This is a genomic window from Aquimarina agarilytica ZC1 (assembly GCF_000255455.1).
GTDB lineage: Bacteria > Bacteroidota > Bacteroidia > Flavobacteriales > Flavobacteriaceae > Aquimarina > Aquimarina agarilytica.
This window is the reverse complement of sequence record NZ_JH621256.1, coordinates 76,920-98,022: the sequence shown is the minus strand read 5'-3', so window position 1 is coordinate 98,022 and position 21,103 is coordinate 76,920. Positions and strand designations below refer to the sequence as shown.

Sequence of the window (21,103 nt, the reverse complement as noted above, 5' to 3'; positions counted from 1 at the left end):
CAATAACGTGATATTATTTTGAATATTTTACCTTTTTAATAGACAAAAAACGTTAATAATTAATGTAATTACAAATTTCAAGACCATAACCCATCATTCCTACACGTTTTTTTTGAATACTATTTGATATTAAATTCACCTTTGATATATCTAAATCATGCAAAATTTGTGCCCCAATACCGAAATCCTTAGCATCCATTGTCAATTTAGGTGGCCTTCCTATTTCTGATCCTGTCTGCGTTTCTCTTAGTGCTTTTAACCTATTTAACACATTTAAAGATTGTGTTTCTTGATTGATAAACACAATGGCCCCCATACCTTTTTTATTAATTATAGAAAACATTTTTTCTAAACGTTCATCGGCATTATTGGTAAGCGTACCTAAAATATCGTTATTAAATAATGTTGAATTAATACGTGTAGGAACTTCGTCTCCAGAATTCCATGAACCCTTTGTAAGCGCTATATGAATTTGATTATTTGTAGTTTGTTTGTAAGCGCGCAAACGATATACACCAAAACGGGTATTGATATTAAAATCTTCTTCTTTTATTATTAAAGAATCATGCTGCATCCTGTAGGATACTAATGATTCAATTGATACTATTTTTAAATCGAATTTCTTAGCAATTTCAAGTAATTGAGGCATTCGTGCCATGGAACCATCATTATTCATAATTTCCACAATAACACCTGCTGGTTGATACCCTGCTAGTCTAGCAAAATCGATAGCAGCCTCTGTATGTCCTGTTCTTCGAAGTACCCCCCCCTCTTTGGCTCTTAATGGAAAAATATGACCTGGTCTAGATAATTCATGGGGTTTGGTAGTACTTTCAACTAATGCCTTTATCGTTTTTGAACGATCACTAGCCGAAATACCTGTAGTTACCCCGTTTCCGTTTAAATCTACCGAGACCGTAAAAGCGGTTTGCATGGGATCGGTATTATCACCAACCATCATACTTAATTTTAATTCATCGCAACGTTTTTCTGTTAAAGGCGTACAGATTAACCCCTTACCATGTGTCGCCATAAAATTAACCATTTCGGGCGTCACCATTTCGGCAGCTGCAACAAAATCACCTTCATTTTCACGGTTTTCATCATCAACAACTATGATAACTTTACCTGCTCTAATATCGGTAATAGCAGACTCAATAGTGTCCAGTTTAAAATCGGAGTGTTGTGTTGAAACCAAATTGCTAGGGTGTTGAAATTCTATGTAAAGATATTACTTTGATTTTTATTTAACTCAAGCTAAAAATAGTTTATCTAAACTATTTTTTCTTTTTTTTGAAAAGTTTTTTGAAAAAATGATCTAAAAACTTAATCAACTTAAATTTACTCAAATCTAAAGTGATTAAATTTTTCTCGGTTGTAGCTCTATAAGTTAATAATATTCCTAATGGAAGAATGATTAATGTAGATAACCAACTTGATAAAAATGGACTTATAGCTCCATTTTCGGCACTATTTTTAGCAAATATTCCAATAAAATGATACGACAAAAAGATTCCAATAGCATACAAAAGAGGTAAACCTAATCCACCTTTACGTATAATCGCCCCAAGAGGCGCTCCTATAAAAAACAAAACAATACAAGCAAAAGCCAAAGCATACTTTTCATGCAATGCAATTTCAAATTTATTTAGATTTTCCTTCGTTCTTTGTACATCTTTAGCCTCTTGTTTAATTCTATTTAAATTACTATTAATTAACCTATTTGCTTCATTTAATACCGTTCGTTGTTTTTCATATTGTAAAATATGTTCAATAGATGCTGGATATTCATCAACCTCACATGGAAAATTCATACCATCTGCAATACTATTAATTTTTAATCGCTGCACGGTTCTTCTGGCAAAATCTTCCCTATCTGTATTTAATTTCACCGAAAAAGAATCTATATCTTTTTTTAGCAAATTAACATTTAACATCTTACGGTTTTTGATGTAGTCATTTTTAGACATATCTACGTCATTAAACGAACTCAAATCTAAATTGATCGCATATTCCTTAAACTCACTTTTTACAAAAGGGTGTTTTTTTCGTTCTTTTATTTTTTTAGGAATCACTTCATCATAATAATAGCCATCTCTTAAAATCAAAGACAACACATCCGAATCTGCTCCACTTACTAACTCTCCCGATTTGGATTTAATAACCGTATAATTCCCTTTTAAATTAGGTTTTTGCTTATGAATAATAACATCATCTAAATACTGATCATTATCACCATATTTACTTGCTACCTTTATATTAATATCTCCAACCTCATTAAACTGATTCGCTGTAATAGCCACTGCTGGTTTTAAACGAACTATATTACGACGTAGTCCAATAAACTTACGTTGGGAGGCAGGAATAATATCATTTGCAAAAAAGAAAGTTCCGATACTTAAAACAACCATAAATATGGTCAAAAATCGTATGGCACGTTGTAATGAAATTCCTGTGGATTTCATTGCCGCAAATTCATAATGTTCGGAAAACTCCCCAAACACCATAATAGAAGCTATTAAAATAGACAAGGGTAATGTTAACGGAATAAGTGTTGGTGATGCATATACTATAAACTTAACAATAACAGAAAACTCTAAATCTTTACCTGCTAGTTCTGCTATATACAACCATATCATTTGCAGTATCATGATAAACATCACAATAAAAAACACCACAAAAAAAGTTTGTAAAAACCTATTAAATATATACTTATCTATTATTTTCAAAATGCACCTAATCTAAACGATTAATATAGTAATCGCTATACTTCGCTTCATCAAAGATAAACAAGGTATTCGAAAGTGGTTGATTTGTTTTAAACTGATTTACGGTTACATAAATTTCAGTTCCATTACTTTGTTTTAACACTTGCTTGTATATATGTTTTGTTTCACTATCAATACCTAATAATATTGAAGTTATTTCACCAGATTTTTGTTCTGGTACTAATTTTACATATTGAATTTTACGACCATTTACATTTTGTACAATATCCATGCTTGCAACATAACCTTTTTTATAAAAAGTAAGCATTTTTGAAGGCGTTAATCCCTCATCTGCAGTTGGTGTCGAAATTGAAATTTCTTCATCTTCAGGAACTATAATATGTAATTTTTTACCATCATATATTTGAGTTGTCCCCATTAAATTAAGCACATATTTTTCTCCTTCTAGAGTCACATCCCCCCTTGTCTCTTGTTCTAAATTTGCCGAATTATTGCTAATAGTATATTTAAAATCAATAACAATATTTTTATATGACTTAACCTTTTCTGATACCTCATCCAATAAAGCTTTCGCGGATTGTGCCTGAAGCACTATAGAAGAAAATAACAATGTACTTAGTAAAAGAAATTTTTTCATTTTATTTTTTTTGAGTGACAAAAATACTACGCACCACCTAATTTTACCAATTAAATGTAGTGCGATTATTCTATTTAATTACCTTCGGCTAAAAACTGTTCCAAAGCTACCAAGTCGGGAATTAATACCTGCCTAGCTTTACTCCCTTCGAAAGGTCCAACAATCCCAGCCGCCTCTAACTGATCAATAATACGACCTGCTCTGTTATACCCCAATTTTAGCTTACGCTGAAGTAAAGACGCCGAACCTTGTTGCGCTGTTACAATAACTTCGGCTGCTTCTCTAAAAAGGGCATCACGATCTTTAACATCAATATCAAGATTTGTGCCACTCTCCTCGCCAACGTACTCTGGAAGTAAATGTGCATCGGGATATGCCTTTTGAGCCCCTATATAATTGGTAATTCGTTCTACCTCGGGTGTATCAACAAAGGCGCATTGTACACGTATTACATTATTCCCATTATTATATAACATATCACCTCGACCAATTAATTGATCAGCACCTCCGGTATCCAAAATTGTTCGTGAATCAATTTTGGACATTACCCTAAATGCTAATCGAGCAGGGAAATTAGCTTTTATCATCCCAGTAATCACATTTACCGATGGACGCTGTGTTGCTATAATTAAATGTATCCCAATAGCTCGGGCTAATTGTGCCAAACGAGCAATAGGAGTTTCTACCTCCTTACCAGCTGTCATAATTAAATCCGCAAATTCATCAATAACCAATACAATGTAAGGTAAAAAGCGATGTCCATTTTCTGGATTTAATTTTCTTGCTTTAAATTTTGTATTGTATTCTTTTATATTTCGAACGTACGCGTTTTTCAACAACTCATAACGAGCATCCATTTCAATACACAATGAATTTAAGGTATTAATCACCTTAGTATTATCGGTAATTATAGCCTCTTCTGAATCCGGTAATTTAGCCAAAAAGTGACGCTCTATTTTATTAAATAAAGTTAATTCTACTTTTTTAGGATCAACCAAAACAAACTTTACCTCCGCAGGATGCTTTTTATATAATAACGAAGTCAAAATAGCATTCAACCCAACCGATTTACCTTGCCCTGTTGCTCCTGCCATTAATAAGTGAGGCATTTTTGCTAAATCGACCACAAAAGTTTCATTTGAAATGGTTTTTCCAAATGAAATTGGCAATTCCATTTCTGCACTTTGAAATTTAGCAGAAGCAATTGCCGAACGCATAGAAACTATTGTCGATTTTTTATTTGGTACTTCAATACCTATAGTTCCTTTACCAGGTATCGGTGCAATAATTCGGATTCCCAAAGCTGCTAATGACAAGGCAATATCATCCTCTAAATTTTTAATTTTTGAAATACGCACACCTGCTTCTGGAACTATTTCATACAAAGTCACTGTAGGACCAATAGTCGCTTTAATATGTGCAATTTCAATTTTATAATTTTTTAAGGTTTCAACAATTTTATTTTTATTTTCTTCAAGTTCTCCTTGATCAATTGTAATATTGTTTTGACCTGTAGAATAATCTTTTAACAATTCTATTGTTGGAAATTTATAATTACCCAGTTCTAATTTTGGATCAAATTCTCCAAAATCTTCCACTAATTGTTTACTTAAATTCTCAACTTCTTCCTCCTCTTCAACTGCTGTCTCTACCTCTATACTCAAAGGTTCTTCCTTGGGTATTTCTACTGAAAATGAATCATCTGCTCCTTTTGTTTCTTTTCCTTCCTTAACTACAAAATCATCTAAACTTGTTTCCGGTTCAGTCACAGCAACTTTCAAACCAGATTCATCCGATTCATTTGCTACTTCTGTTTTGCTTGGATTAGATATTTTTAAATCTACTTCTGGAGGTAATGTTTCCTTGATTCCTGTATTTAATGGAGCTGCAGATGTATTCGCAGCAACAACTTCATCCATACTGGATGCCATATCTTTTTTAATTGTATTCTTTGTTTTTGAAAAGGCCTCTTGAATAGTTGATGGTGTCAAGTTTAATCTAAAAATCAAATACAATAATCCAAAAAACGTTAAAATTAAAATAGCGCCTATTTTACCAACATAATCCTGTAAGTAATCATTAATTTCAAAACCAACTACCCCCGAGAGCAATCCGTAAAAACTATTAAAAAAACCTAAAATGACACTCCCCAACAATACTAAATACAACCCCCAAAACCATCGCTTTTTTAATTGTGCTTTTCCTACTCCAAAAAAATAAGTAATACCTGTTAGCACTAAAAGTCCCGAAAAAATGAATGACATTATCCCAAAACCTTCAAAAACCAATAAATTTCCTACAAAAGCTCCAAATTTTTGTAATAAATTTTTGGCAGGAATATCACGCTCTAAACCATTAATAATACTTTGGTCAGCTTGCCATGTAAAAAAATAGGAAATTAATGATATAAGTACAGCAACCCCTAAAAGAATAAAGCCACCACCTAATAAAAGGCGTTGCTTTTCAGAAAGCTGTTTTTTAACAACTACTTTTTTCTGAGTAGTCTTTTTGGTCTTTTTGGTTGTTGATTTTGAAGAAGATTTCTTTAAAGCCATTTGATAAATATATGACCAAATATAAACGAAAAACTTTGTGTTCGGCATATACCAAACACAAAGTTTCTATGAATTTATCAAAGTTTATAGCTAAAAAAATAATTATCGGCTATAATGACTTCAATTTAATAGTATTACTTTAAAATTATTTTTGCATTGTAGAATAACACTTAAATACTTTTACTTAGATCATAAAAGTTAGTCAATTGTAATATTTGGCATATTATTAATTTGCGTTACGGCATCTTCCCAAGTAGTTCCTACAGGCCTTAAATAAAAGTCTATTTCATATTTTCTACTTCTTTTCAACTTTGTAGTCACATTAATAGGGACTTTTACTGTACCCTCTCCTTTTTTTACCGACACTATCCCATTAGCTATCCATACACCATTACGCTTAAGTGCTACCACTACCTCTCTACCTCTTTTTGCTACATATTTTACATCAAAAACCAATTGACTGTTTATATCTAATGATTTACTTCCTACAAATTCAACTCTTTCTTTATTCTTTTGAATACTAACTTCTTTAGAGTCCCATGAGCTTAGTAACATTAAACTTAATACAAGTGCGCATATTCTAATGAACTTTAATGATCTCATAATTTGATTTTTTTAAATTTTATTTATTAATTATTTAGGTTGTAAACAAAAGATGACTTAAGCATTTTTACCTACTGCTAAAGTACAAGCACAAAGTCTGCCATTATTATAAAAACACAAAAGAAAGTATCAATATATCGATAAAATACCATTTTATTCGATAAAAAACGTTAAAAACCTACAAAATAGTGTAGGAGTAAATAATCCTCGGAGCAAGCCCACGAGGCATTAAAATAATTTTAACTGATTATCTTTTTTCAAAACCTTATACTTTTCTTCAATCCCTTGATTTTTGACATATTTTGCAATCATCTGTTCTGTGCCATGTTGACCAACTGTATTAACAAAATACCCCTTGCCCCAAAATTCACCTCCCCATAATTGTTTTTTCACCTCTGGGCAACGTCGAAAAACTTCCCGTGCTATCAAAATACTACTCTTCTATATTTAGCACTACTCACCAAATGATACAGCAAAACTGTAACATTATGACTCTTATGGATATATTTACTATTTTGGGACATCGAGTCACAAAATAGTAATAATTAACGAGGCAAGCCTCGAGGTATTAAACCTGATAGCGAATAAAAAAAACATTATTTTTTAACAAAACGAAACATAGCCATATCCAAACCAATTAATTTTAAAAAATAAACCCCAGATGTTAAAGTATTTACATTTACTAATGAATTAGTAATTAATTCCCCTCTGAGTAATTCTTTTCCATATATATCAAAAACACAATACATATTTGGTTGTAATTTATTAGGTATACCTAGTTTCAATACTTCATCAACAGGGTTCTCCACCAATAAAATTTTATTTTTATTGAATTCAGACTTTTCTATTGACAACTCATTATCTCCTTTATAAGCTTTAAAAAAATCTGGAATTCCATATCCCAAACTTGTATTAGGATCAGTTGCTTGATTTGAAGACATTTTAACAAGTTTAACAATTTCTGAAGGAGACTTTTCCGGTAAACTTTGCCATAGACAAGCCACAGCTCCAGCTAAAATTGGGCTACTAAAAGAAGTCCCATTACTTTGTCCTACAATACCTGAATCCATTAAAACTCTTACATTTTGTCCCATGGCGGCCACATCGGGCTTTAACCTATCATCAGCTGTTGGCCCAAAAGAACTAAAACTTGCTTTTATTCCATTATTATCTGTAGCTCCAACACTAAATACATTCTTTGCATCTGCTGGTGCAGTAATAATTCTCCAAGGTGAATTTCCAGAATTACCTGCTGAGTTTACTATTATCATTCCTTTATTAAATGCAATAGTCGTACCTTGAGATATAAAAGTAGTTTCACCATTCATATCATTATTCGAATAATTATACTTAGGATTATCAAATTGACTGTAGCCTAATGAGGTATTAATAATATCAACCCCTAAACTATCCGCTTTTTCTGCAGCAGCAATCCAGTATGCTTCTTCTTTAGGTGTTTCACTTTCGGCCACTTCAGACCTAAACAAATAATATGAAGCATCGGGTGCTGTACCAACAAATTCATTTTCAATAAAACCAAGCATAGTACTTAACACATTAGTTCCATGAGAATTGCCTTTGTAACTAAATATATCATTGGTTTTACGTTCAAAATCATAGCCTCCTAATAACAAATCTTTTTCTCTAGCCCTATCAAAACCCGAAATTAGGTCAACATTTTTAAAACCGGCATCAATAACGGCAATTGTTATTCCAGCACCTGTGTATCCCATATTATGTAAAGGAGCTAAATTAATTAAGTTCGTTTGCTCAAATGAAGTTCCGTATTCAAAATCTGTGGCTATCTCAAACTTATCTACTTTTAAACGCTTTGCACTCTTTTTACTAGTTGTTTTTTTATACCCGTTAGCATTTAAGCTTCTATCCATATAAAACACCTCTTTTACAAAAGATTTACTTTCAAGTGCCTCAATATCGGTTAGCTCACCTTCTACATACACACCATTAAACCATTTTGAAGAGGACAAATATGTAATTCCATCTTGCGCTTTTATACTATTAACATAAGATACCTCTAAAGGTAAGTCACGGTCATCAATAGGAATATTATGTTTTTGCTTGCGCAGCAATGCTTTTTGGGATAAAAATTTTATTGGAGTTATTAAACGTTTTTCAATATTTGGCTTTGATTCAAAAAAAATCCAAGCCTGCTCCTTTTCTTGACCCAATAAGGGAATATAAAATATAAAGAATAAAGAATAAATAAAGAAATGCATATTTCACTGGTAGCCTTGTTTTTTCCAATTTACGAAATTAAAATCAGCTTTGTCAATTCAATTAAAAATAGCAATATCTATATTGCTTGTTTAAAATAAATTAATTAATTTTGCAGCCTGTTTATCCAACCTCTGGCGATATCCGTGAATGTTGTTTGAATAAAATTAATTTTAATCCAAATTATGGAAAGCTTAATTAAATTTGTACAAGACGAATTTGTAACTAAAAATGAATTACCCACTTTTTCTGCTGGAGATACAATTACTGTATACTACGAAATTAAAGAAGGTGAAAAATCACGTACTCAGTTTTTTAGAGGTGTTGTAATCCAAAGAAGAGGTTCTGGAACATCTGAAACTTTTACAATTCGTAAAATGTCAGGTACTGTTGGTGTAGAGCGTATCTTCCCAATTAACTTACCTGCTATTCAAAAAATTGAAGTAAATAAAAGAGGTAAAGTTCGTAGAGCTCGTATTTTCTACTTTAGAGAACTTACTGGTAAAAAAGCACGTATTAAAGAAAAAAGAGGATAGTCTTTATTTTTTTAAAAATACAACAAAAAAAGACTACCAAATGGTGGTCTTTTTTTTGTTCACACTACTATTCAAATACTTTAATACAAAAGTTGACCTCAAAAAAATTATAAAGTAGCAAATAACAAATTCAATTATTGCTAAATCAATAATTCTATTTACAAAAATCGACACTATTTTCAACATTACACAAAACCAGCAATAACCCAAATAAAACGCACTTATTTTCATATATTCGCGTGCATTTATTTTTAATAATTTCTATTTAAAATAAAACGTTAGAATTAAAGTAAGTTTATTTACAAAAACAAAAATACATGGCTAATAAATCGACCATCATTTATACTAAAACAGACGAAGCTCCAGCTTTGGCTACCTATTCTTTTTTACCAATAATTAAAAGTTTTAGTAAAACTGCAAATATTGATATTGAAATTAAAGATATTTCTCTTGCAGGAAGAATTATTGCCAATTTCCCTGATAATTTAAATGATAATCAAAAAATACCAGACGCATTAGCTGAATTAGGTGCCTTAGCCAAATCACCAGATGCCAATATTATCAAGTTACCAAATATTAGTGCTTCAATACCTCAGTTAACTGCTGCTATTGCAGAATTACAAGCTGCAGGTTATGACATTCCTAGCTACCCTGCTGAACCTAAGAACGATACTGAAAAAGCTATTAAAGCACGTTATGCTAAAGTATTAGGTAGCGCCGTTAACCCAGTTTTACGTGAAGGTAACTCTGACCGAAGAGCACCAAAACCAGTAAAACAATATGCAAAAAACAACCCGCATAGTATGGGAGCTTGGTCAAGTGATTCGAAATCACATGTAGCTACCATGAACGGCGGAGATTTTAGAGCAAATGAAAAATCTGTAACATTAACTAATGGAACAGCTGTAAATATTATCCATACTGACTTAAATGGAACTAAGACAGTATTAAAAGAAAATCTTAGCTTACTTGACGGAGAAATTATTGACGCTACCGTAATGAGCAAAAAGGCATTATTAAAATTTGTTGAAGAACAAATTGCAGATGCTAAGGATGCTGGAATCCTTTTCTCATTACACATGAAGGCCACAATGATGAAGGTTTCAGACCCAATCATTTTTGGACATGTAGTAAAAGTATTCTTTAAAGATGTTTATTCAAAACACGCTGCAATTTTAGAAAAAATTGGAGTTGAAGAAAATAATGGATTCGGAGACTTAGTCGCTAAGATCGAAGATTTACCTGCTAATGAAAAATCGGCTATAGAAGCAGATATCAAAACTGCTTTGGAAAATGGTCCTGACCTAGCTATGGTAAATTCCGATAAAGGTATTACTAACTTACATGTACCAAGTGATATAATTATTGATGCCTCAATGCCTGCAATGATTCGTACATCTGGTCAAATGTGGAATACCAAAGGTGAATTACAAGATGCCAAAGCTGTTATTCCTGATAGTAGTTACGCTGGTATTTACCAAGCTACAATTGATTTTTGTAAAGAGCATGGCGCTTTTGACCCTCGTACCATGGGTACTGTTCCTAATGTAGGTCTAATGGCTCAAAAAGCAGAAGAATACGGTTCACATGACAAAACGTTTGAAGTAGAAGCTAACGGAACTATTAGTGTTGTTGACACGAATGGTAGTACACTTATAACTCACAGTGTTGAACAAGGTGATATTTGGAGAATGTGTCAAACTAAAGATTTACCTGTACAAGACTGGGTTAAATTAGCTGTTAACAGAGCCAGAGCAACCAATGTACCTACTATTTTTTGGTTAGATGAAAATAGAGCTCATGATGCTGAATTAATAAAAAAGGTAAACACCTATTTACCAAATCACGATACAGCAGGCTTAGATATTAGAATTTTGTCACCAGTTGAAGCTACAAAAGTTTCTTTAACTCGTATGAAAAATAGCGAGGATACTATTTCTGTAACAGGTAATGTGCTTCGTGATTATAACACAGATTTATTCCCTATTCTTGAGTTAGGAACTAGTGCAAAAATGTTATCTATTGTTCCTTTAATGAATGGTGGAGGATTATTTGAAACAGGTGCCGGTGGATCTGCTCCAAAACACGTACAACAATTTGTTAAAGAGGGGCACTTACGTTGGGATTCTTTAGGAGAGTTTTTAGCCTTAGCCGTTTCTTTAGAGCACGAATATGATACTAATGCTAATGCCGAAGCTTTAGCACTTGCTGAAACATTAGACATTGCCACTGAGAAATTTTTAGCAAATAAAAAATCACCTTCACGTAAAGTGAATGAATTAGATAACCGCGGAAGTCATTTTTATTTAACTATGTACTGGGCTGAAGCCTTGGCAGCACAAACTAAAAATGAAAAATTAAAGAATTTGTTTACACCTATTGCAGAAAAGCTTATTGCAAATGAAGCTATTATTATAGCCGAATTAAATGACGCGCAAGGAACTAATATTGATTTAGGTGGATACTATTTACCAAATGTGGATAAAGTTTCTGATGCTATGCGACCAAGTAATACTTTAAACAGTATTCTAGCAAAAATCTAAATACAACCAGATTTTTATATTTTAAAAAGCCAAATCGAAATTCGATTTGGCTTTTTTTATTCCTCAATAAAAATAAAGTATGAGTTATACGATGTATAAGAATTTTATTAAGAATCTATGATGCATAATAAATACTAATATTTGCATTGCCAAAAGTTAAATTAAAACACCATAGTAGCATCTACAGTAGCTTATAAATGGTGATTTTTTTTACACATAACAAATGTTAAAAAGTAGTGTAACTAACAATTTGGTAATAATCATATTCCTAACTTGGTTTTTTATTATAATAAACAACTCACCATAAATCAAAAGTTAATTTTGTAGCTTAGTATTAATTATTTTATTCATGCCACTAAAGAGTATAGCTTTAAGCTTATTTTTCATTATTGTATCAACTCCTTTTTTTGCACAAAAAATTACGCTTAGTGGTACCATTTCTGATGCTGAAAGTAACGAAGCACTAATCGGCGTTAGCATACTCATTAGCGACTTGGATAAAGGAACTATCACTAATGAATACGGATTTTACTCTATAACAATACCCGAAGGTATTCACGAAATAAACTATAGCTATATAGGCTATGAATCAAATACTATTCAGCTCAATTTAAAAGCAGATAAAAATGTTAATATCACATTAAACAAAAGTACTCAAACACTTAAGGAAGTTATTGTAGAAAGTACTCCAAAACAATTTAAAATTGAAGCTCCCGAAATGAGTGTGAATAAACTTTCTATTAAAACTATAAAAGATTTACCTGCAGTACTTGGTGAAGTAGATATCATAAAATCACTTATTCAACTACCAGGAGTAACTACAGCAGGTGAAGGTGCTGCCGGATTTAATGTTCGAGGTGGTTCGGTAGATCAAAATTTAATTTTGCTTGATGAAGCTACTTTATTTAGCTCCTCGCATTTATTTGGTCTATTTTCAATTTTTAATCCCGATGCCATTAAAGATTTAAAATTATATAAAGGGGGCATTCCAAGTCGATTTGGTGGTCGAATAGCATCGGTACTAGATATTTACCAAAAAGAAGGAAATAATAAAAAATTTCACGTCAAAGGAGGCATCGGACTTGTATCTAGCAGATTACTTTTGGAAGGTCCTATAGCTAAAGAAAAAACGTCATTTATTTTAGGAGGACGTAGCTCATATGTACACTTATTTCTGCCAATATTTGATATTAATAGTAAAGCACTTTTTTACGATCTAAATTTAAAATTAAAACATATACTCGATGATACTAATAAACTTTACTTATCCACTTACTTAGGGAATGATATTTTTGAATTAGATGGTCAATTTTTTAATCAATACGGAAACCGCTTTATCAATTTAAGATGGAACCATACATTTAATAATAACTTATTTTCAAATGCCTCAGTTATTTACACCAAATACAACTATCAACTAGATTTAGATTTTATTGGGTTTACCTGGAATTCAGGTATATCTAACTTAAATTTTAAATACGATTTGGTAAACTACCTAAAAGACAATATCACTATACGTTATGGTACAAATCAACTTTACTATAATTTTAATCCAGGAAAAATTGCTCCAAACAGAGATGATTCTGCCATAAGAGAAGAACAACTTACCAAAAAATTTGCTATAGAATCTGGATATTACACCGAAGCCGAAATAGACTTGACGGATAAACTGACAATGAATGCTGGTTTACGATTGAGTACTTTTTTTAGATTAGGACAAAAAAACATTTTTCAATACGCTAATGACCAAGCGGTTGTTTATAATGAAAATTTAGGTATTTATGAAGAAGCAGTAGAGATTGGGTTTACTTCCGTTTCTCGAAAAAAAATAACAAAATCCTTTATTAATTTAGAACCTAGACTTAGTTTTTCATACAGCCTTAACAAAAATACTGCCTTTAAAACAAGCTATCAGCGTACTGCTCAATACATTCATTTAATATCTAATACCACCTCCCCTACACCATTAGATATTTGGGAACCAAGCGGCCAATTTGTAAAACCGCAACTTAGTAATCAATATGCCATTGGATATTTCCAAAACTTACATGAAAATACATATAGCTTTTCGTTAGAAACTTACTATAAAGACATAAAAAATAGAATTAATTATATAGATGGAGCCAATATTATTGCCAACAAAGCCATTGAACGCGTACTATTAAATGGTATAGGACGCTCCTATGGATTAGAACTTTTATTTCAAAAAAATGAAGGTCGTTTTAAAGGCTGGTTTTCATACACTCTTTCTAGAACAGAGCAACAAATTAAAGGAAGAACACCTATTGAACCTGGTATTAATAACGGAAAATGGTTTGTTAATAATTTTGACAAAACTCACGACCTATCACTAACTACAACATACAACTTAAGTAAAAAGTTTAAAGTAAATGCTGCTTTTAATTTCCAGACAGGATTACCCGTTACTTTTCCTAGTAACCAGTTTGAACCTCTTGATGGCATTATAGTACCCGAGTTTGAAGAACGAAACTCCAGTAGATTACCCAATTATCATCGCTTAGACTTATCTTTAAACTACACGCCCAAACCAACATCTCCTAAAAGGTGGAAAAGTGAATGGGTACTGAGTGTTTATAATTTATACAACAGAAAAAACGCCACAAATATTAGCTTTGGTTTTAATAATGAAACCTTTAGAAATGAAGCTACAAGGCTTGCCATTTTTGGTGTTGTTCCTTCAATTACTTATAATTTTAATTTTTAAGTTATGAAAAAAATATTCCTTCTCATACTTATAGCCATTTCAAGTTTTGGTTGTGAAGACGTTATTGATATTGACCTTCCATCAGCTCCACCTCGTTTAGTGATTAACGCTAGCCTGGAACGAAACTTTCAAAGCGATGGGAGCTTTAAAGATATCGCTATAGTTAGACTATCATTATCAACCCCTTTTTTTTCTACAGAAAAAAAATATGTTGAAGATGCCATTGTTACCATTACTAATCTTAACACCAATCAAGTATTTACTATTGAAAATACTCCTTTTAATACTGGAACTTACCAAAATCAATCAAAAGACTTACTTGTTATTGAACCCGATACCAATTATAAATTAACGGTGATCCATAATAATACAACCTATGAAAGTATTGAACAGTTGAATGTATCTACTCCAATTGATGAAGCTACACAGATAAAAAACACTAATAATTTTGATGAAGATGAATTTGCTATAGAAATTAAATATACCGACATTCCTAATATGACCAATTTTTATGTTTTTGATTTTGGATGGGGCAATTTACAATCTATAAACCATGAAGATTTTTTTGAAGACGGAAAACAAACACCTACGACTCAATTTTTTGAAGAAACTAGAGGAGATGTATTTAGAATTCGCTTATTGGGTTCCGATAAACGCTTCAACAACTACATTAATGCTCTTGTCCAGCTATCAGGTGAAACCAGTAACGGTCCATTTTCCACTGTACCATTTAAAGCAAAAGGAAATATAATTAATACCAATAACCCTGAAGACTTTCCTTTTGGTTACTTTCATGTAAATGAAGTATACGCAATAGATGTCAATCTGGTTCCCAATTCCGAATTATAGATAATTAAATTAAAAAATAAAGTATCGTTCCTTTTTACATTAGATCATAAACAGAATAGAATTTTAATACATAATACTGGGTTAAGCCTAAAGAAATTAATTTCGGGTTCAATATCTTTGCATATGGACTTTAAGAAAATAACAGAACAAGAATCCAATTATACAAATTTAGAGCAAATGACTGCTCTTGAATTAATACAATACATCAACAACGAAGACAAAACCGTTGCCTTTGCTGTTGAAAATGCACTTCCTCAAATTACCACTGTAATTGAAACCGCTGTTAAATTACTACAACAAGGCGGACGTATTTTTTATATGGGAGCTGGGACAAGTGGTAGACTCGGTGTAGTTGATGCTAGTGAATGCCCCCCTACGTTTGGGGTATCTCACGAACTAGTTCAAGGCATAATTGCTGGTGGTGATAAGGCTATTCGTAAAGCGGTTGAAAATGCAGAAGACAGTACAACTCAAGGATGGGTTGATCTAGAAAATAAACATATATCTACTAATGATATCGTAATTGGTATTGCTGCATCCGGAACAACTCCTTATGTAATACATGCCTTAAAAAGTTGTAATAAAAATCAAATAACTACAGCTTGTATTACTTGCAACCCCAAAAGCCCACTTGCGTTAGAAGCTAAACTGCCTATTGAAATTAAGGTAGGCCCCGAATTTGTAACTGGAAGCTCTAGAATGAAAGCAGGTACTGCCCAAAAAATGGCTTTAAACATGATATCCACAGCTACCATGATTCAATTAGGCAAAGTAAAAGGGAATCGAATGGTCGATATGCAATTAAGCAATGATAAGCTTGTAGAAAGAGCCATTTTGATGCTAATGGATACAGCTAATATTAAGCGTCAACATGCCGAAAAACTAATTAAAAAATACGGAAACGTTCGTCAAGCTTTAGACACCTTACAATAATCGCTATGGAGGACCAAAAAAGAACCAATAAAGAAGTACTAGCCAAAGGTGTAAAAACATTAGCAATGGCTTTAGGAGCTATAGGCTTAGGCCCAGTAATTGTGTACAATGCTTTTATGAACAAAGAACATCCACTATTTTTAGTGGCACTCATACCAGGTATCCTAATAATGTTACTCGCTATCTTTCTTATTTTAAAAGGAATTAACCTAATGCTCAAAAGTTTTTTTGACTAAATCCCTTTACGATGCTGTATCGGTGTTGTTGGATTATAACCAAAACCAGAAATATTATGCATCACATTTAATTTATGTAATACATAACCAATGGTAGCAAAATGATGTACCGCATGGCTATTAGCATGTGCCATTATACTATCCAATGTATAATTCACTGTTACGTTACCTTGCCCTAGATTATCGGTCACATGTATCAGATAATCGGTATTAACATCCAAAAAACTTACAAGAGTTTCTTGAATTCTTGCAATATGCTTTTTAGCTGCGTTTTTATTTGTTGCTACTTCTTCTTCCCGCTTTCTAGCTGTTAAATCAATTTGATTATTATCCAAACCATCAATTACACAATTAAAAAAGTCCAACGTATGTCGCAAATGCGAACCAACACTTGAATAGTATGGCCCTACACTTTCGTCTGTATACTGTTGATTTGTAATAACATCTAATAATAAACTTGCTTGATTTAAATTTTGATTAATGGCTGATACTATGGCTGATCTCATATTTTAAAGATACTTATTATAAAATTAAATCCTAAATGAATGTAGCTAAATGACTATTTATAAAAATTTAACATTTAAATAAAACAGATTAAATGCATTTTTATTCGATTAAATGCAAAATTTTTATATATTTGTATCACACAAATAAAATAAAATCAACCTATTAGCATGAAAAATTTCCCAATTCTCGCCATTAGTCTCTTGTTTGTAGTAAAAACTTACAGTCAGTCTGAATGTACTGACGCGTTTAGTGCTGCGAATTACAGTGTAGCACACACAAACAATGCTTACGAAGCAACAAATACGGATCATGTACAAGAATGGACCGAAAAGGCTATTGAAACCCTCAATGAAGTAGAACAAATTACTGCAAATTGTGGTTGTAGTGATGCTTCAAATTTTGCATATGAAGGTATAGTTGCAGCTGAAAAATCTTTAGAAGAAAACACTTGGGAGCGTAGTCGCTTTTATGCCAAAAGAGCGCGTGCAAAAGCTAAACTAATGATTAGCGCCTTGTCTGATTGTGCTAACACTGATGTTTCCAAATACCGAAATAGAAATGAAAATACTAGTGTTGATGAATATGCAGTTGCCGATAATAGTTATAATGATGATTACGATAACATTGCTGCCGGACGCGATGAATTAGTAGCTGAACAAGAAGCACTAATGAGACGTCAAAAAGAAATAAAATTAAAAATAGAGAAAAAAAAGCAAGAGGAATTACAATTAAAACAGCAAAAACACATAGAACTACAAAAACAATTATCTGTGAAGTCAAATGCTGAAGCTGCCTTAGCTCAAATTGAATCTGCCTATGCAAATCTAGCAAAAACGCTTGGATGTGGCCAAGCTTACCAAGCGGCAAAACAAAATTATACCATATCACAACAACAACTCAAAAATGAAAAGTTAAATGATACTAAATTCAGATATACCGAAAAATTAAGTGAATTATCTGAAAAGGCTATGTTACATTTCTCTAACTGTGCCGAAGGCTTTTAATCACCTATTCAAAAAACTAGTGTTTGTTCGATTGCCCTATCTTACTTAACCTAAACTAAGCGTGTTTTTGTTTGTATTGCTCAAATTAATGTCATTTCGCCCCAAAGTGAAATAAAAAAATACAGTCCAAATTCACGCTTTTTTATATCCTTTTTTGTTGCTTCAATTACTTGCGATAATCCTTATTAAGTAAAGACTTGCCCCCTACTACTTCTTAAATTCTATATATCAAAAATATAATCCTTCCCCCTAAATTTGATCATTAAAATAGCTTATTCCAAGCTTAATTTAGCAGCTATATTATAGCAACAGAAACCATATAATAGCACGACTATATGTATTTTTGTTAAAAAAACCATGATATCAGTTGATGAAGCTTTATCAAAAATTGAAGCACACAAACAAACTTCGGATCCGATTACACTCCATATTACAAAATGCCTACATTATGTGTTAGCCAAAAATGTATATGCATTAATAAATATGCCACCATTCAGACAGTCCGCTATGGATGGTTACGCTATTTTCATACATGAAAATGACACTTATTCCTTAGTTGGAGAAATAAAAGCAGGTGATGCTCCAAACCTATCCCTCCAAAAAGGTGAAGCTGTACGCATTTTTACTGGTGCTGCTGTACCCAACTCAGCCAATGCAGTAGTAATGCAAGAAAAAACAACTGTAAAAAACAATATACTTACCATAAATGAAACTCCAAAAAACGAACAAAATATACGTCCATTAGGAGAACAAATAAAAAAAGGGACACTTGCCTTAACCAAAGGCACCGCTTTAACCCCCTCTAAATTGAGTTTTTTAGCCAGTTTAGGTAGTAATCAATTACTAGTTTACCCTAAACCAAAAGTAGCCATTGTAGTTACCGGAAGTGAATTAACCCCTCCTGGAACACCACTTGAGGAAGGTAAAATATATGAAAGTAATTCGCTCCTATTAAGTGCTACTTTGCAAAATGAACAGATAAATGATTTTACAATTTATAAAGTAAAAGATGACTACCAAAGCACCGAAGATCTATTAAAAAAAGTAATTGATGAAAATGATTTTGTATTAGTTAGTGGTGGTATTTCTGTTGGTGATTATGATTTTGTAGGAAAAGCCTTAAAAAACCTAGAAACAGAAGAGATTTTTTATAAGATTAAGCAAAAACCAGGAAAACCATTATTCTTTGGCAAAAAAAATACTACTTACGTATTTGCTTTACCAGGGAATCCTGCCTCTGCGCTTACTTGTTTTTATATTTATGCCCTACCGCTTTTACGTAATTTTAGCAACCAAAAACAAACTCACTTAAGCAAAATAACTCAAAAAATAACTCATGACTATCACGTAAAAGGGATTCGAGCTCAATTTTTAAAAGCAAAATCATCAAAAAATGGAGTAGAAATTCTAGGTTTTCAAAGTTCTGCTATGATCCATGGATTCAACAATGCAAATGCTTTGGTTTTTATTCCCGAAAACACTAGTTTTATAAAATCAAATGAAGATGTTGAAGTAATCTTACTTCCTTAAAATAAGTATCCCTGTTGCAAAACGAGTCAAAGCTTAACTATTTTGAATACTAACAATATTCTAATAAACAGGGATACTATTTTTATAATACGTTTTACTTACGTAATATTATACGTATAAGTATCCCAAAATTAAGCATTAATACTTAATAAAAAATAAGTATCTAATATTTTATTTATTTTTTTAATATAACTCAAAAAAATACTGCTTTTGCATAAAAAAACACAGGTAAAAGTCTTTATTTAAGATATTAATGTAAAATAAACCTCACAAAGACACTTAGTTGATTCTATTATACTATTTTTTTACAGGTAAATTTAGCTGTAAAAAATCCCGTCAAATTTCGCCATTAACTTAAAATAATTATCATGAAATTCACTATCGAAGAACTTAATCAACTGAAATTACGGCTCAACTCTGACGGGACACTACTAACATCTAACGTAAATAGCTATTTTGTATTAAATGAAATTAATATCAAACAGCTATTTAGTTAGTATACTTTTCTAATGCTCTAAAAAATTAATTAAATGTTCTCTATACTTATAATAATCTGGATGTTCAATTAACTCCGCTCTATTACGTGGGCGTTCAAAATCAATTTCTAAAATATCACCTACCTTAGCTCTTGGTCCTGAAGTCATCATAATTACTCGATCTGCTAATAAAATAGATTCATCAACATCATGCGTAATCATTATAGCCGTAATTTTTTCTTGATTCCAAACCTCAACCAATACATCTTGTAATTCACCTCTGGTTAAAGAATCTAACATTCCAAAGGGTTCATCAAGGAGTAATACCTTAGGTTTTAATGCAAAAGCACGAGCAATACCTACTCTTTGCTGCATTCCTTGTGAAAGGTCTTTAGCTTTTTTAAACATTGAATCCTCCAAACCTACTTTAGCTAAATAATATTTCACAATATCATCTCTATCTTTTTTTGTACCATGAGCAAATACTTGCTTAACCCCTAACATCACATTATCATAGGCAGATAACCAAGGCAGTAAACTTGGCGATTGAAAAATAACTCCTCGATCGGGGCCTGGGCCTTTTACCGTTGTATTGTCGGCAACAATAGTTCCTCTGGAAATTTCATTTAAGCCTGCAATCATAGTCAGTAGTGTACTTTTACCACAACCCGAATGACCGATTATCGAAATAAACTCTTCACGCTTTACTTTCAAATCCAAATCATCTAAAACTACATAATCTCCTTTTGGAGTAGGATAAATTTTAGTTAATTGATTTATATCTAACATAATCTCGTTACTGAATAGACCGTTGTCTACGCGAGATTCCTTTTTATTATCTGTTGCTGTCATTTTCTAATTTCTTTAAATTTCAATAAAAAGCAAATCACTCATAATTAATTCCTTATGATTATTTTTTCTTTTTTTTGAAATAAAGTCCAATTTTATTCTTTTATATTGAATAAAATATATATTTTTGCCATCGCTTAATTAAACAAGCGTAAT

General features: G+C 32.0%; 16 protein-coding genes and 1 pseudogene. 8 read left to right on the top strand and 9 right to left on the bottom strand.

Annotation, left to right across the window (positions count from 1 at the left end; all coding sequences use genetic code 11):
• Positions 1-52 precede the first annotated feature (52 nt).
• From ribB to KQA_RS18725, 7 genes and pseudogenes are all read right to left on the bottom strand, one after another.
• Positions 53-1,198: a 3,4-dihydroxy-2-butanone-4-phosphate synthase gene (gene ribB, locus KQA_RS0208220; RefSeq protein ID WP_010179954.1), complete on the bottom strand. Its 1,146-nt coding sequence runs from the start codon at positions 1,196-1,198 to the stop codon at positions 53-55.
• Positions 1,199-1,277: 79 nt separating this feature from the next.
• Positions 1,278-2,708, bottom strand: coding sequence for an LptF/LptG family permease (locus KQA_RS0208215; protein WP_394330918.1), 1,431 nt, complete (start codon positions 2,706-2,708; stop codon positions 1,278-1,280).
• 28 nt (positions 2,709-2,736) lie between these two features.
• Positions 2,737-3,366, bottom strand: coding sequence for a LolA family protein (locus KQA_RS0208210; protein ID WP_010179950.1), 630 nt, complete (start codon positions 3,364-3,366; stop codon positions 2,737-2,739).
• A 74-nt stretch (positions 3,367-3,440) separates the two neighbouring features.
• Entirely contained in the window at positions 3,441-5,921 is a 2,481-nt protein-coding gene (locus KQA_RS0208205; RefSeq protein WP_010179948.1) for an FtsK/SpoIIIE family DNA translocase, read from the bottom strand.
• Positions 5,922-6,119: 198 nt separating this feature from the next.
• On the bottom strand, positions 6,120-6,524 hold the full coding sequence (locus tag KQA_RS0208200; protein WP_010179946.1) for a hypothetical protein: 405 nt from the start codon (positions 6,522-6,524) through the stop codon (positions 6,120-6,122).
• A gap of 228 nt (positions 6,525-6,752) precedes the next feature.
• Positions 6,753-7,048 (bottom strand): annotated as a pseudogene (locus tag KQA_RS18730) (transposase).
• Positions 7,049-7,120: 72 nt separating this feature from the next.
• The gene (locus KQA_RS18725) at positions 7,121-8,761 is read right to left on the bottom strand and encodes a S8 family serine peptidase (protein ID WP_010179942.1); all 1,641 of its coding nucleotides are present in this window, start codon (positions 8,759-8,761) and stop codon (positions 7,121-7,123) included.
• A 183-nt stretch (positions 8,762-8,944) separates the two neighbouring features.
• Between KQA_RS18725 and rplS the strand changes: the two genes are divergently transcribed.
• The 6 genes from rplS (at position 8,945) to KQA_RS0208160 (ending at position 16,581) form a co-directional block, all read left to right on the top strand.
• A complete protein-coding gene (gene rplS / locus KQA_RS0208185) occupies positions 8,945-9,295 on the top strand; it encodes a 50S ribosomal protein L19 (RefSeq protein ID WP_010179940.1) in 351 nt (116 codons plus the stop codon).
• Between the two features lie 317 nt (positions 9,296-9,612).
• A complete protein-coding gene (locus KQA_RS0208180; RefSeq protein WP_010179939.1) occupies positions 9,613-11,838 on the top strand; it encodes an NADP-dependent isocitrate dehydrogenase in 2,226 nt (741 codons plus the stop codon).
• A gap of 349 nt (positions 11,839-12,187) precedes the next feature.
• Entirely contained in the window at positions 12,188-14,563 is a 2,376-nt protein-coding gene (locus tag KQA_RS0208175) for a TonB-dependent receptor (protein ID WP_010179937.1), read from the top strand.
• 3 nt (positions 14,564-14,566) lie between these two features.
• Positions 14,567-15,412 (top strand): DUF4249 domain-containing protein, encoded by an 846-nt coding sequence (locus KQA_RS0208170; protein WP_010179935.1) that lies wholly within the window; start codon positions 14,567-14,569, stop codon positions 15,410-15,412.
• Between the two features lie 123 nt (positions 15,413-15,535).
• On the top strand, positions 15,536-16,345 hold the full coding sequence (gene murQ, locus KQA_RS0208165; protein WP_010179933.1) for an N-acetylmuramic acid 6-phosphate etherase: 810 nt from the start codon (positions 15,536-15,538) through the stop codon (positions 16,343-16,345).
• Between the two features lie 5 nt (positions 16,346-16,350).
• Positions 16,351-16,581, top strand: a complete 231-nt coding sequence (locus tag KQA_RS0208160; protein WP_010179931.1) for a DUF6095 family protein — start codon at positions 16,351-16,353, stop codon at positions 16,579-16,581.
• Here KQA_RS0208160 and KQA_RS0208155 read toward each other — a convergent pair.
• Positions 16,578-17,087 (bottom strand): DinB family protein, encoded by a 510-nt coding sequence (locus KQA_RS0208155; protein WP_010179930.1) that lies wholly within the window; start codon positions 17,085-17,087, stop codon positions 16,578-16,580. The two genes, KQA_RS0208160 and KQA_RS0208155, sit on opposite strands and share 4 nt — an antisense overlap.
• 168 nt (positions 17,088-17,255) lie before the next feature.
• Here KQA_RS0208155 and KQA_RS0208150 point away from each other — a divergent pair, with 168 nt between their 5' ends.
• On the top strand, positions 17,256-18,092 hold the full coding sequence (locus KQA_RS0208150; protein ID WP_010179929.1) for a hypothetical protein: 837 nt from the start codon (positions 17,256-17,258) through the stop codon (positions 18,090-18,092).
• Positions 18,093-18,449: 357 nt separating this feature from the next.
• Entirely contained in the window at positions 18,450-19,622 is a 1,173-nt protein-coding gene (locus KQA_RS0208145) for a molybdopterin molybdotransferase MoeA (RefSeq protein ID WP_010179928.1), read from the top strand.
• A 506-nt stretch (positions 19,623-20,128) separates the two neighbouring features.
• Here KQA_RS0208145 and KQA_RS0208140 read toward each other — a convergent pair.
• Positions 20,129-20,950: an ABC transporter ATP-binding protein gene (locus KQA_RS0208140; RefSeq protein ID WP_010179927.1), complete on the bottom strand. Its 822-nt coding sequence runs from the start codon at positions 20,948-20,950 to the stop codon at positions 20,129-20,131.
• Positions 20,951-21,103: the final 153 nt, after the last annotated feature.